Below are 13,782 nucleotides of genomic sequence, written 5' to 3' on the forward strand. Positions count from 1 at the left end.
AAGCCTGCATCTTTTCGAAGAAGAGTTGAAGATTCAGTCGCTGGAAACGTTCCAGCTCGCACCGATAGAATTCTCTATGAATTTTAATGACTTAACGCGCGCGAAGCTAGCGACATAAGCATGGTGAACACTTAGGACAAGTTCTTGGAAGTCTTGATCGTCTTCGAGCGAGAACACGTCGAGCCCGAAATTACAGCATGCATCTTTCATAAAGTGATGCCCGTGTTCCGTGGTTTTCGAATAGTTAGTTAACTCAGATACTGCTTTTTCAGCTTTCTTGGTCGCGTCTTGGCTTTCCGAAAACATGTTTTCAGCAAGCCAAGAAGTAACCATCTTTTTAGATCCGGTCAAAGACCGCTCGCAATTTGAGATAAACGACGGCGGAAACTGGCGAAAAATCTCTTGCCACACAACTTGTCTAATCGGATCCTTCTTTATTTCGTCCAAGGCTCTTTCAATTTCGTGTATGACGCCTGTTGCAGGAACGCCGTTGACCTGAGGATCGGTCGGACCAAGACTAGAGTGTTTTCCCATCACAATCTGTTTGGTAGCGCAGGCAATCATAGTCCCAGCAGACATTGCTATTTGCGGTACTATGGCCCTGATGTCCTTTCCAAACATGGCATAAAGGTATTCTACAATTGCTCTTGCTGCTTCTATTCCGCCGCCGGGTGTGTGTAAAATAATATCCAGCCCTTTGTCTCTTTCGACATTGTGTATGACGGCCATGAGACCGTTCATGTCAAAATCGTTGATAGACAACGCTGGATGCGGGGGTTTTTGTAAGAAGCCTGAGTAATAGGCAATTACCGGTCGCCCTACATAGGCAGACAGATTGCTAAGGTAGTCTCGTCTCAGCTCGTCGCAAACGAGATCAACGCTCTTTCCTTCGGCAATCCTGCTATTGATATCAGTGTCAACTTCATTCCATGTCGGCATCTTTGGGTATCGAATGCGATCTTACAGTTATTGGTGTAAAATCTCCGTACAACGAAAAGCCCACAGTTGTCACTGACTTTGATTGTTCGAAAGTATGAGGACTTGCTTTCAAGGCGTTTGGGTCAAGAAGCCCATTCTCAAAAAGTCTATCAACGAGATTCTTTCCGCTCATCGAATCATCCTCCGAATTCCGATTCCAGAATCTCATGGAAGAGTCAATACTTCAAGCGCTAATTGGGTTGCATTTAAAGAACGTAGCGACTCAGATCTGCGCTACGGGTCAACTCACCCAGATGCTTCTCCACAAAGGCCGCATCCACAGTCACGCCTGTGCCCGCCTGATCCGGGGCGTCGAAGCTAAGCTCTTCAAAGACCCGTTCCATCACCGTGTAGAGACGTCGCGCGCCGATGTTCTCGATCGTTTGATTCACCTCAGCTGCGATTTTGGCCAGGGCGGCGATGCCGTCTTCGGTAAACTCAACCGTCACCTCTTCGGTCGCCATAAGCGCCGTGTATTGCAGGGTTAGGGCGTTGTCGGTCTCCGTCAGAATTCTCACAAAGTCCGCTTCGGTCAGCGCGCGCAGGTTCACGCGGATTGGCAGTCGGCCTTGCAGTTCGGGCAAGAGGTCAGACGGTTTGGCAATGTGAAACGCGCCGGAGGCGATGAAGAGGATGTGGTCGGTTTTCACCGGGCCATGTTTGGTTGAAACGGTGGTGCCTTCGATCAGCGGCAACAGATCGCGCTGCACGCCTTCGCGGGAAACGTCGCCGCCACGCGCTTCCTGCCGTGCGGCGACCTTGTCGATTTCATCAAGGAAAACAATGCCGTTCTGCTCGACTGCCTCAATCGCGGCCAGTTTGACCTGTTCGTCGTCGAGCAGTTTGTCCGCCTCTTCTGCGATCAGCACCTCATAGCTGTCCGCAACGGACATGCGCTTGCGCGTGGTTCGGCCACCAAGAGCTTTGCCGAAGAGATCGCCAAGGTTCATCATACCCATCTGGCCGCCGCCGGGTTGGCCGGGGATGTCCATCATGGGGAAGGGCGAGGCTGTCTCGGCTACGTCGAGATCGATCATGGTATCGTCCAGATCGCCGCTCTTGAGCTTTTTGCGGAACATCTCGCGCGTGCCTTCGCGGGCGTCCTCTCCAGCGATGGCCGAAATCACGCGTTCTTCGGCGGCCTCATGGGCGCGCGCCTTGACGTCTTCACGCATGTGCTCGCGCGTCATGGCGATGGCGGCATCCACCAGATCACGCACGATCTGTTCCACGTCACGGCCAACATAACCCACTTCGGTGAACTTCGTTGCCTCAACCTTGATGAACGGCGCGCGGGCGAGTTTTGCCAGACGGCGGGAAATCTCGGTTTTGCCAACACCGGTCGGCCCGATCATCAGGATATTCTTGGGATAGACCTCATCCCGCAGATCGTCGGACAGTTGCTTGCGCCGCCAACGATTGCGCAATGCGACGGCAACGGCGCGCTTGGCGTCGGCCTGTCCGATGATGAAACGGTCGAGTTCCGAGACGATTTCGCGCGGGGTGAGGTCAGTCATTTGGGGTCCTTGATCTTGCGCCAACCTTCGCTGCCGTCGTCCATCTCAACACCCTCACATCCCATTTCGGAGAGCAGGGTACGGCAGTCTTCATGGGACATGCCGGTTTTGAGGGCGAGGGTATCGAGGCTGCGAATGCCGTTTGGGGCTTTTCGTTTGTCATCGAGCAAAGTGTTCAGAAGCTTCACCCTTTGCCGTTTCCGGTGGGCATCGGGGCCGAGGAAACGATCAAAGAAGGCGAGGGCGTCTGAAACGATGCTCATGGGGATATGGTCTCTACCGTCAGGTTTCCATTGGTGTAGACGCAGATGTCGGCGGCAATGGCCATGGCGGACCGGGCCACCTCTTCGGCGTCCTTCTCGCTGTCCATCATGCCACGGGCGGCGGCGAGGGCAAAGTTTCCGCCGGAGCCGATGGCGGCAATGCCATGTTCCGGCTCCAACACATCACCTGCACCGGTGATGATCAGCAGATCAGTGCCGTCGGTGACGATCAGCATGGCTTCGAGCTTTTGCAGGTATTTGTCGGTGCGCCAGTCCTTGGCCAGTTCGACAGAGGCGCGCTGAAGCTGGCCGGGTGTGGCTTCGAGTTTGGCCTCAAGGCGTTCCAGCAGGGTAAAGGCATCCGCCGTCGATCCGGCAAAGCCGCAAACCACGTCATACCCACCAGGCGAAAGGCGGCGCACCTTGCGGGCGGTGCCTTTGATCACAGTCTGGCCGAGGCTGACCTGCCCGTCACCGGCCACGACGACCTTGCCGCCCTTGCGCACGCCGATGATCGTTGTGCCGTGCCAGCCGGGGAAATCGGTATCGCTCATGTGCTGCCTCCTGTGGTGCTCCCGTTCATATGGGGGATTTGGGTATTTTTGCCAAGGAGAAGACCGGAAAAGAGAAAAGCCCCGCCGGGTCGGGCGGGGCTTTCGTTGCTCGTGTGACTGCGGATGCAGATCAGAGCGATTCCGTAATCCAGCTTTCCAGCGCGGCTTTCGGAGCGGCACCGGCGCGGTTGGAGACAACCTGACCGTCCTTGAAAATGAACAGAGCCGGGATGCCGCGCACGCCCATGGCGGCGGCAGCGTTCGGGTTCTGGTCAACGTCGACTTTGGCGATCTTCACCTTGCCTTCGTATTCGGCGGCGAGCTCTTCGAGAGCCGGGCCGATCTGCTTACAGGGGCCACACCATTCGGCCCAGAAGTCGACAACAACGGGAACGTCGGAGTTTTTGACTTCTTCGTCAAAGGTGGCGTCGGTAACGGCAACGGTGGCCATGGTGGTATCTCCTGAAATAGGGGCAGCGTGTCTTTGGAGGGGGAACGTATGGACGGGTAGGGGGCGCGTCAAGATGTGGTCGCACGGGCGAGGGCCTGTGTCACGGTTTCGTGCGGCAACGGCATGTATTGTGCTGTTGCGGTCCACAGGATCGCGGTTTGGATGTCCTTGTCGGGATAGACTTGTGTCAGGGCCGCGGCATAGGCGCCCATCTGGCGCAGGAGCCCTTCCGGCGTCTGCTCGGGCGTATCCGGCACGGCGCGGTTGGTTTTGTAATCCACAACGAGGATGCACTCCGGGGTGATCAGAAGGCGGTCCATGATGCCATGAATCCGTCCAAGGTTCGGCAGGTCCGCCGTGATCGGAACTTCGGCCAAAGTGTCCGGAGTGAAAAGGTTCGGGTGGGTATCCAAAGTTAGAAGGGTTTCGCCAAGCATCGGCTCGGCCTCCGGCCAAAGCCCCCGCGATTTGAGAAGTTGCTGACCGGCGGTGGCACGCGCTTCCGGCGTCAATGGCGCGAGCAGTTCGATCAGTTCGTGGATCAGAGTGCCGCGCGCCTTAGCAACGTCCTCTTCGTCACCGTGATCGCCGGGTAATGCCTTGGCACCGCCCAGATCAGACGGGCTACGCGCCTGAGGCCGGGCAGGGGGCTCCGGGGTCGGCTCGAGCAGATGGTCCGGAAGGGCACGCGTTTGTTCGCTTTTCTTTTCAGGCGCGGTCATGTCAAGCTTGGCCCAATCGCCGTGGCTTAACGTCAGACCAGCGTCAGCCCCCAAATCCCCAAAATCAAAAGAGGTTTCCTCGGCCCCGCAGCCTTCCATACCGCGCTGAACCTTGTCATACCACGCATTCCCGGATTTTCCGGTCTCACCAGCGGCCGCTACAATCAGCCATTTTTCGGCGCGTGTCAGGCCGACATATAGAAGACGATCCCGCTCCCGGGCTTCCGCCTGTTTGGCAGCGTCAATAGCGGCGCTGTGCCGGGCAGGCAGGGCGTCGCTGGTTTGCTTCCACAAAAGCCCATGCTCATCGCGCAGAAGGGTTGCGCGCAGCGTGTCCTTGCGTTCCGCGCAATCGGGCATGATCACAATTGGTGCCTCAAGGCCCTTCGCGCCGTGCACCGTCATGACACGCAGGGTTTCACCCGCGCTTTCGGCGGCACGCTTGATTTCAAGGTTGTCGCTTTCCGCCCATTCCAGAAAGCCGGTCAGCGACGGTATGTCTGTCCGTTCATAGCTGAGCGCCTGCGCAAGAAGAGCATTGATCCCGTCTTCTGCCTCTGACCCCAGCCTGCCAACCAGAAGGCGGCGGCCCTTGTGGCGTGTCAGGATGCGTTCGATCAGATCATAGGGGCGCAGAAAGTCGGTCTGCCCGTTCAGGTCCAAGATGATGTCCAGAACCTGCGGAAAATCCTCCCGCCGATCGCGCAGGGCTTCCCAAAGATAGGCCTTGTCCTTGCGCCTGTGCGCGAGATCGAAAAGCTGTTGTTCGCTGATCCCGAAAAGCGGCGAGCGCAGGGCGGTGGCCAGGGACAGGTCATCTTCGGGTGTCGCAAGAAAGCGCAGCAGCGCCATGATGTCCTTGACCGCCAGTTCAGCCATGACTTTCAACCGGTCTGCCCCGGCAATCGGCAGGCCCTCCTGTTTCGCGGCGCGGATGATTTCAGTGAACAGACGGGAGCGGGACCGCACCAGGATGAGAAAATCCCCTGCGTGTACGGGCCGGGCTTCATAAGTGCCGCTGTGGCCCTTCTCGATCGGAAGCGGGGTTTTCCGGTCGATGGTTGTTTTGATGAACCGCGCAATGCGCTGGGCGAGGATCACGGTTTGATGCTGCGCCCCGACGCGATCTACCGGCTCGAACCAGTCACCGTCCTTTTCCTCTTCGACCTTGCCGACCACCGGCCAGAGATCGACGCGGCCGGGCATTTGGTCCTTGAAGGCGATGTGTTTCTGGTCCGGGGTAAAACCGGAGGCCTCGGCGTTGTCGAATGTCATGTCGACCAGCCGCAGGATCGGATCGGCAGAGCGAAAGCTGTGCTCCAGCTCCATGGCGTTCAAGGGGGCGTCCGTTTCCTTCAGTCGTCCGCCGAACTCATCCCGCATGTGGTCAAATTCGGCAGGATCGGCCCCTTGAAAGCTGTAGATTGATTGCTTCTTGTCCCCGACAACGAAGATGGTCCGCCGCACATCCGCCCGCGCGCCTTCGCCAGCGGTGAACTCCTGCGCCAGCCGTTCGATGACTTGCCATTGCACCGGAGATGTGTCCTGCGCTTCGTCCACCAGAATATGGTCAATGCCGCCGTCCAGCTTGAACAATACCCAGGCCGCGACCTTCGGGTCATTCAGCAGATCCCGTGCCCGAATAATGAGGTCGTCGAAATCCAGCCAGCCGCGCAGCTGTTTGGCCTGCTCATAAGCCGGAACAAAGTGGGCGGCGAAGTTGTGTAGAGCGATGTCCCGTTCAGCCGCGAGCAACGAAAACCTACGTTCGCGCGCGCATTCGACCCGAGACAGAAGCATCTCCATTTTCTCGACAAGACCGGGCGCAGCCTCGCGGACCTTTTTCACAAACAGGCGTTTGTTGACGGTACCCGCCTTTGTCAGCGAAGCGGTTTCGATCAGAGACAGGCCGGCGCTGTCGGGTGATTTCCACTGCTTCAGCGCATCGGCCAGTTTCTGTCCATTGCTACCGCTTCCATCCAAGACGGGCAGAATGGCGTCAAACAAGCTCTTTTCGTCGCCAAGAAAAACTTCACCGGCTATGCTTTCTTCGGTGAAGTTTTCCGGTAACCCATAAGCGCCCAAGATTTCACTGGCGCTACGCGCTTTGATGAAATCGGCTTTGTTTCGCGTCAGACCCGCCAGTAACGAAGCGCTGTCGTCGCCCGAGATGTAGGGCGCAAGCGCGTGCAGCAGATGCGCCTGCGGCCCCTCTGCCATCTGATCAAGGATCTCGGCACGGAGACGCTCTGCGGCGCGGTCTTCCATCTCCTGAAACTGCGGGCTGACCTCAGCTTCAAGCGGGAAGCGCCTGAGGAGAGATGAGCAGAACGAGTGAATGGTCTGAATACGCAGACCACCGGGGGTCTCGATTGCGCGGGCAAAGAGCGTGCGGGCATCGCGCAGAAAGTCGTTATTCAGGCTCTGTTCTACCCCAAGAGAGCGCAATTCCGCACGCAAAGCATCGCTTTCCAGCATCGCCCAGGCGCCAAGTCGCTTGAACAGGCGGTTCTGCATCTCTGTGGCCGCCGCCTTGGTGTAGGTCAGGCACAGGATGTGTTCCGGCAAAACGCCTTCGAGCAAAAGGCGCGCAACACGGTCGGTCAACACCCGGGTCTTGCCCGAGCCCGCATTGGCGGCGAGCCAGGTGGAATTGCCGGGCGCGGCGGCGTCGACCTGACGTTGTGTGGCGAGATCGCGGATCATGTCAGATCCTCCCGATGCGGGGCGTCGGTCACGTCCCATTCGCCGAGGCGAGACAGGTGATCATAATCTGATTGATCCGTGTCGGACATGAGCGCCCGGCGTGCCGTAAATCCCCGAGTTGGGGCGAGATAGGCACTGATCAGCAGGGTCAACTCCTCCCAGACCTTGTCTGGCGGCGACTCTTCCAAAGGCGCAGGAACCTCCCTTGGATCACCGGGTTTGAGAGAAATAAACAGGGCGCGCTCCACGTGATCCGGCATCAGATCCGGAAAGGCACCGCGCAGAACCATGGCGGCCTCGAGCAGCAGCTGTTTGTCAAAATGCTGCTGTTCCGGGCCGGTAGGGGCCTTACCTGTTTTGTAGTCATAGATATGCGCGCCGCCGCGTTCGTCGATGTCGATCCGGTCGGCCTGTCCCTTGAGCGTAAAGCCGAGCGACGGGATTGCGACGCGCCCACTGATTTCGAAATGCGCCGGTCGGGCTTTGGTTTGCCTGTCGGCCTCGGTTTGGGTGAACCAGCTTGCGACCTGGCGAACCTTGTCCTGCCAAAGCACGCGCATCACAGGGAAAGGTACGAGGTCAGGATCATCCAGCAACGCCTTGGCATGGTCTTGCAGAGCGCCGGGCGTGATGCGGGACGGGTCATCCCGCGTGTCCTTGACGAAGTTCTCAAGAACCTTGTGCACCAAAACACCGCGCAGGAGCGCATCAGGAGCCTGCATCAGCGGATCCAGCGGTTTCAGACGCAGCACTCTGCGCGCATAAATGGCAAAGGGATCGCGCACCAGTTTCTTGATGTCCGTCACCGGAAGCTCGCGCGGGCGCGCCTCAACAGGCGGGGCGGGGGAGGGGCGCTTGGCCGGGGGCGTCTCTATTGGGGCCTCGACGGTGCGCGCGTAGGACAGCCACGTCTGCCCTTTGCCCCGCATGTCTTGCAATGCTTCTGGCCCAAAACGATCCGGCAAACCCTTCATCAGGTTTTCCATCCGGTTCAGCCAGCGGGAAGTGACGGTTTCGGCGTCATCGGATTTCAAGGACCGGGTCAACCAGACCTCTCGTGCGGCTGCGGCTTGCTGGAAGTCATGGGCAGAGAGGCCGATGCGGCGTTCGGGCAAAAGCAATCCTGCCTGCGCCCGTAAAGCGCGATTGAGCCAGGGATCCGCGCCGGGCATTTCGGGCCACGACCCTTCGTTCAGCCCGGCCAGGATGAGCAGGTCTGCGTCCATAACCCGGGCCTCGAGCGTGCCCCAAATCAGGATGTCCGGATGGCCAGCATCCCGGTTTCGCACCTCTTCGCTCGACACAATCGCTCCGAAGAGGTCTGCGTAGTCACGGGCTGTCAGGGTTGTGCCATGTTCCGCCTCGAGAGACAGGTCAGCAACGATTTCCGCAAGCTTGCGCCCGGCGTTTTCGTCCCAAAGCCCACCGGACCCGTCTCCCCCCGGCCCGGCGGCCATCCGTTCGGCGAGGGCGACGTGATAATCGATCCATACGCTCAGGTGCTGTTCGCCCGGGCTCCGCCGGTCGCAAAACACTTCGGCCACCCAGGCTGCCCAATCTTCGCATTTGCGGGCGGCGCCAAAGGCGTTGAGCCGATCCGGGGAGGGGTAGGGCATGCCTTTTCTGCGAATATGAAGCTCGAGATCGCGGGTGTGTCTAAGGTGGTCGCCGCGTTCGGAACCGGAGTGGGTCAGCGGGTGCTTCAGCAAGGTCAGAAGCGATTCCGCCGTGAGCGGCTCTGTCAAAAGCACGGCCACGTGGCGCAGGAACCGGCCCGGAGGCGTCAGCTGGGCCGGGGTTCCGGCGCTGTCGTCCGGTACGATGCCCCAGCGATCAAGGGCGGACGTTACCTGTCGGCTCAACATGCGATCTGGCGTGATCAGCGCCGCGCGCTCGCCTTTCTCCGCCGCATCCCGCAGGCGCAGCGCAATCGCGAGCGCCTCTTCGCGCGCTGTCGGGGCCTCGACAAGGGTGATGTCCGCGCAGGCTTCGCGCAAATCTGGCAGCTTGGGCCCTTCACTCATCCATTGATGTGTGACCGGCGCGGGCCGCAGGGCGAGCGAGATCAGCCGATTGCGCGCCGGGGCCGGGGCCGGGGTCTTTGTCCAATGCTCAATACAGTCTCTATTCAGGCCCAAATCGCCCATAAGCCGTGCAAATCGATACTGCGGATGATCCTCGCCTTTGAGGGGTTCGCCAAGCTGATCCCAGACCGACACCGGCATATCGAAATCAAAACCGGGCAGAACGACATAGCCATTCGGAAGCGCGGCCACAGCCTTAATAAAGTCCGCCGTTGTGCCGCGAGAGCCGGTTGAGCCCGCGATAACAATCGGGTGCTCTGGCGGAGTGGATTGCCAAGAAAACAGTCTCTGTTTCAGCGCAAGTCGGGCATGAGAGGCGCCGTCCGGCTCACTTGTTTCGTCAAAAAATGGCTGCACCGCATTGAAAAACGTCAGTGCGCGCGCCCAATGGCCGGACTGGTCGCTGACGTCGAGCCCTTCGATGGTTTCCGGCGAAACGCCTTCTGCATGCATCTCCTCCATGATCGTGACGAGACTGTCCGAAAGATCATACAGCGCCGCGCGGGGGGCGAGCCCGGGTTGCGCTTCCAGCAATCTCGACACGAGGCCGGTCATTTCCAGCCGTCTCCGCAGTTTTGGCACAGGCTGGGGCAGGGCGGCGCGGGTCAGCGGATCCGCCAGATCAGTGACCAGCCGAATGCGCGGCAAGAGCGTGGCAGGCCCTTCGTCGAAAAGCGTCTCGACCCGCCGTTTCATGCGGGTTGTGTTGACATAAAGCTCGACCTTGGCCAGCGCATCCGGCGTCTCGCCGAACCGCGCGCGCAGGCCGTGCACCAGCGCTTCGCCGAAATCGACACCGGGGGGCAAGGCGAAGAGGCGTGGATCAGCCATGCAACATGTCCTCAGCCAGCGCGATGCCGTCCGGGTGCCCCACGTCGCACCATTGGCCGGGATACAGCGCCCCGTGCAAACGCCCCGTGTCGGCCATCAGGCTCCACAACTCCCGGAGCGAAAAGACGGTCTCCTCAATTTCCGCCAGGCGATCGGTCTTGATGATCTGTGCGCCGGTAAAAACGACATCACCGGGGCGTGTGAGTTGACCATCAGAACCGATATCAAAGTCTCCGCCGCCTTTGCGCCCAATCGCACGGTCAAGCGGAACACAGAGCAAAAGCGCGTCCATGGTGTCCGGGTCCCATGTTTTCGCCAGTTGATGCAGCGGGTTCGGGCCACGCCACGCGGCGTCTGTGTTCAGTGTATAGACAGGATTAGTCCCAAGCAGCGGTAGCGCGTGGCGCAACCCGCCGCCCGTGTCGAGAATCTCCGGAGTTTCGGAACTGACACTTATGTCCGTATCCGACAAATGCGCTTTGATTTGATCGGCGTGGTAATGCGCGTTGACCACGCGGGTGGTCACGCCTTCGGTCAGATCCAGAGCATGATCCAGCAGAGGTTTGCCCGCGACGGGGATCATCGGTTTGGGCTTATCCTTGGTCAAAGCGCCCATGCGCGTGCCAAAACCGGCGGCAAAGAGCATTACGGCGTCGGGCATGCGGCTTTTAACCTTTCGAGATGGTCCGGTGTTGGGGCGGGCAAGTTGGCAATCACGGGGCGCAGTGGAGCCATCGCCGGGTGCTTCAGATCGTTTTGCAGATGTGACCAAACACGGGGGATGAGATCGATATAATGCGGCTTGCCGCGTGCGGCGGCGAGCCTGGCAAAGACACCCAGAATCCGCAGATTGCGCTGGGCGCCAAGGACGGCAAGCGCGGCTCGGAAACTGTCTTCCGGCAAGTTGGAGGCGTCGAGGTAATGCCGGATGCAGGCAGTCACGGTCTCTGGCCGGACGTCTCTTCGGGCATCTTCCAACAGGGAAATCAAGTCATAGCCGCGATGCCCGATCAGGGCGTCCTGAAAGTCCAGAAGCCCGGCGCGGGCAGGACCAGTTCGATCCGGCAGATCAAGGATGTTTTCCGCGTGGTAGTCACGCAGGATCATGACATCGGCAGTTGGCGCGTGTTGGGTCAACAGCGATTGGAAGACGGCGATTGCTTTGTCTTTGCCCGTGCTGCCGGGCGCGTAGAAATCGAAGGCGAGATCGATCATGTCTGCCAGTCGGCCCGGCGTGGCTGTTTCCAAACCGGGCGGCGGCGCATGCTTGTGCAAAGCGAGCAGCGCATCCGTCGCCATGAGGTAGAGACGTTCCTCCGAGGCCGCATCTGACGCAAGCCGCGCGATCAAGCCATCTCCGAGATCTTCGATCAGCAAAAGGCCCGCAGCAGAATCTTCGCCGAGGATGCGCGGAGCACTGAGGCCTATGGACGTTAAATGCCGGGCAAGGCGGGCAAAAAGCGCAACATCCCCTTCCGGGTCTTCCATCAGGATGGCCGATCCAGATACTCCGATCAGCCGGATATATCGCCGCGCAGAGGCGTCACCGGCCAACGGCTCTCGCCGCGCATCGGCCCATCCGTTTTTCTCAAGAAACGCCTTCATGACAGGCAATCCTGCACGAACGCACCCCAGCGCGGATGCTGCCATTTCGCTGTCAAAACGCGGGCGTCGTCTTCGTGGCCATCGGCAAAAGTCAGAGACAATGCATCACCCGGACGCAGCTCTTCGAGCTTGTCCGGCCATTCGATCAGACATATCGCGCTTTCAAAGGCGTCGATCAGGCCAAGTTCGACACATTCATCAGGGCTGGACAGGCGATAAAGATCGCTGTGCCACAGCTCGCCTTTCTGCGTGTCGTAAACCTGCACCAGGGTGAAAGTCGGGGAGGGGACATCTTCGGGTTCGATCAACAGGGACTGGATCAGGCTTCGCGCGAAGTGCGTCTTGCCTGCGCCAATTCCACCGCTGAGCAACAACGAGTCGCCGGGTGTCAAATACTGCCCCAGACATACCGCCAATGCGGCGGTTTCTTCAGGACTGGTCAAGGTCTTGGTAACGGAATGGGCACTCATGCGCCGCAGGATACGCTCCGCAGGCCCGGCTGCAACCCGGATCAGCCTCCTACCGCACGCTGTTTTGAAACGGTCAGGCCATGCTCGTTGCGCCGCGATTCAACAAAGGCGAAACGCACCATCGTCGCGCCCGCCGAGACTGGCTCAACATGGCACAATACCTCGCGACCATCTTGCAAGCGCAAAGGTTCATGCCAAGCAGTGCGATCCTGCAAAGTGAGCACATAGTCCCGCATTTGCGGCCATATTTCGCTGGCGTCACAGGCGCGCTGCCAGACTTCCGTGGCATCCGCGATGGTTGTTTCGTTGAACGCACCGTCGGGATCGCATTCCCAGAACTGGCGGTAGGCCGCGTTGCAAAAGGTCAGAACGCCGAGCCTTGAAAAAACCGCCACGGCATCGGGCAAGCAATCAATGACGGACTGGGAGAGTTCCAGTTCAGACCGGAACCTGCGTGTCAGCGAGATTTCGGCACTGATATCTTCCAGAAGGAACGCCACGGCACCATCCGGGTGAGGGCGTCCGGTGATCTTGTACGTCAGCCCAGACGCAAGGCTCCAAGTCTCGCAATACCGGTCATCGCGCGCGGCGGTGATCACGTCAGTCAATTGCTCGCGCCAGGTTGCGTAGTTCTTCGGCTCCGGCATCATGCGGTTTTCGCGCATGTGATCGAAAAAACTGAGCAGATTGGGCCGTGCAGACAAGAAATCCATCGGGAGGCGGGTCAGATCGACCAGGGCGGGGTTGAAGAGGACAAGCCGCCGTTCACGATCGAAAACGGCAAGGCCGATTGGTAGGTGCGCAAAGGTTTTTGCCAGGGTTTGTACAAAGTTGCGCTGGGCCAGCTCTGCCTCGATCAGCGTATCGATGTCGGTCGCGAAGTGCATCGTACCGTGCTGGGTTCGGCGGCTGGTGATCTCGAACCAGCGCGATGACCCGTCGGATTGCTCGATTTGCATCCGCGAGTTTTTCGGCTGTTTGCCATCCACGTTCTGTACCGAATTCAGTGCAGGCGTACCGCGTTCCGGGTGGGCGTTCAGACTGAGGGCTTCGAAGGACGTGTTGCTCCAGACCAACTCTCCGTTTTCGCCAGTCACCCAGATCGGGTTCGGCGCCACGTCAAACGCGATGTTCAGGCGATCCAGCTCTTCGGATTGGACAAGATACTGGTGTTGAGCCACCGCGCCCATGGGTTCCGAGCGAAGCAAGACCCGGATCAAGGAGCCTTCGGATGTAACGCGCAGCTCTGTCGGGGCCATATCGTTAGATGCAAGAACGATGTCGCCGGGAGGCGGTGTTTCCGGCAAGTCGGGAAAACGCTCTGCGAAAACATGGTGCAGGTCGGACCAAGTAAAGCCTTCATTGAGCGGAGCATGAACGACGTCACGCGCATCTGGAGTTGTATCCAGAAGCCGGCCATTTTGGTCAAAAAGAAAAACCGTGTCCGCAACAGTATCTGCTCGGCCGCGCGTGGACGATTGCCTCGTCATCCGTGTGTAGAACAACCCGGCCGCAGCGATCAGAGCCAGACCGAAGAGAATTCCGACAGCTAAGGCTACAAGATCATTCAATAATCAGCCTCGCATTGTTTTCAGCTTTGT

The 13,782-nt window shown here is 59.2% G+C and carries 12 protein-coding genes; 1 reads left to right on the forward strand and 11 read right to left on the reverse strand.

Going from position 1 to position 13,782, the window contains the following annotated elements:
• Positions 1–33: 33 nt before the first annotated feature.
• The 11 genes from E4662_RS20160 to E4662_RS20210 form a co-directional block, all read right to left on the reverse strand.
• The gene (locus tag E4662_RS20160; RefSeq protein WP_136443426.1) at positions 34–939 is read right to left on the reverse strand and encodes an SDH family Clp fold serine proteinase; all 906 of its coding nucleotides are present in this window, start codon (positions 937–939) and stop codon (positions 34–36) included.
• Between the two features lie 245 nt (positions 940–1,184).
• Positions 1,185–2,495: an ATP-dependent protease ATPase subunit HslU gene (gene hslU / locus E4662_RS20165; protein ID WP_136443427.1), complete on the reverse strand. Its 1,311-nt coding sequence runs from the start codon at positions 2,493–2,495 to the stop codon at positions 1,185–1,187.
• Positions 2,492–2,758: a hypothetical protein gene (locus E4662_RS20170; RefSeq protein WP_136443428.1), complete on the reverse strand. Its 267-nt coding sequence runs from the start codon at positions 2,756–2,758 to the stop codon at positions 2,492–2,494. The genes hslU and E4662_RS20170 overlap by 4 nt, the downstream gene beginning before the upstream one ends.
• Complete coding sequence (gene hslV, locus E4662_RS20175) at positions 2,755–3,312, reverse strand: ATP-dependent protease subunit HslV (RefSeq protein ID WP_136443429.1); 558 nt, start codon at positions 3,310–3,312, stop codon at positions 2,755–2,757. The genes E4662_RS20170 and hslV overlap by 4 nt, the downstream gene beginning before the upstream one ends.
• Positions 3,313–3,442: 130 nt before the next feature.
• Entirely contained in the window at positions 3,443–3,763 is a 321-nt protein-coding gene (trxA, locus tag E4662_RS20180; protein WP_136443430.1) for a thioredoxin, read from the reverse strand.
• Between the two features lie 68 nt (positions 3,764–3,831).
• Positions 3,832–7,191: a double-strand break repair helicase AddA gene (gene addA / locus E4662_RS20185; RefSeq protein WP_136443431.1), complete on the reverse strand. Its 3,360-nt coding sequence runs from the start codon at positions 7,189–7,191 to the stop codon at positions 3,832–3,834.
• Positions 7,188–10,106 (reverse strand): double-strand break repair protein AddB, encoded by a 2,919-nt coding sequence (gene addB, locus E4662_RS20190; RefSeq protein ID WP_136443432.1) that lies wholly within the window; start codon positions 10,104–10,106, stop codon positions 7,188–7,190. The genes addA and addB overlap by 4 nt, the downstream gene beginning before the upstream one ends.
• Positions 10,099–10,767 carry a nucleotidyltransferase family protein gene (locus E4662_RS20195; protein ID WP_206080318.1) on the reverse strand — a complete coding sequence of 223 codons (669 nt, stop codon included), beginning with the start codon at positions 10,765–10,767 and terminating at the stop codon, positions 10,099–10,101. Before E4662_RS20195 ends, addB begins: the two co-directional genes overlap by 8 nt.
• Positions 10,752–11,711 carry an aminoglycoside phosphotransferase family protein gene (locus tag E4662_RS20200; RefSeq protein WP_136443433.1) on the reverse strand — a complete coding sequence of 320 codons (960 nt, stop codon included), beginning with the start codon at positions 11,709–11,711 and terminating at the stop codon, positions 10,752–10,754. Before E4662_RS20200 ends, E4662_RS20195 begins: the two co-directional genes overlap by 16 nt.
• Positions 11,708–12,181, reverse strand: a complete 474-nt coding sequence (gene tsaE, locus E4662_RS20205) for a tRNA (adenosine(37)-N6)-threonylcarbamoyltransferase complex ATPase subunit type 1 TsaE (protein ID WP_136443434.1) — start codon at positions 12,179–12,181, stop codon at positions 11,708–11,710. Before tsaE ends, E4662_RS20200 begins: the two co-directional genes overlap by 4 nt.
• Positions 12,182–12,222: 41 nt before the next feature.
• On the reverse strand, positions 12,223–13,440 hold the full coding sequence (locus tag E4662_RS20210; protein ID WP_240705264.1) for a PAS-domain containing protein: 1,218 nt from the start codon (positions 13,438–13,440) through the stop codon (positions 12,223–12,225).
• Between the two features lie 114 nt (positions 13,441–13,554).
• Here E4662_RS20210 and E4662_RS24355 point away from each other — a divergent pair, with 114 nt between their 5' ends.
• On the forward strand, positions 13,555–13,734 hold the full coding sequence (locus E4662_RS24355; RefSeq protein WP_240705265.1) for a hypothetical protein: 180 nt from the start codon (positions 13,555–13,557) through the stop codon (positions 13,732–13,734).
• Positions 13,735–13,782: the final 48 nt, after the last annotated feature.

Origin of the sequence: Pacificoceanicola onchidii (genome assembly GCF_004804335.1) — a bacterium.
In the GTDB taxonomy this organism is placed as follows: Bacteria; Pseudomonadota; Alphaproteobacteria; order Rhodobacterales; family Rhodobacteraceae; genus Pacificoceanicola; species Pacificoceanicola onchidii.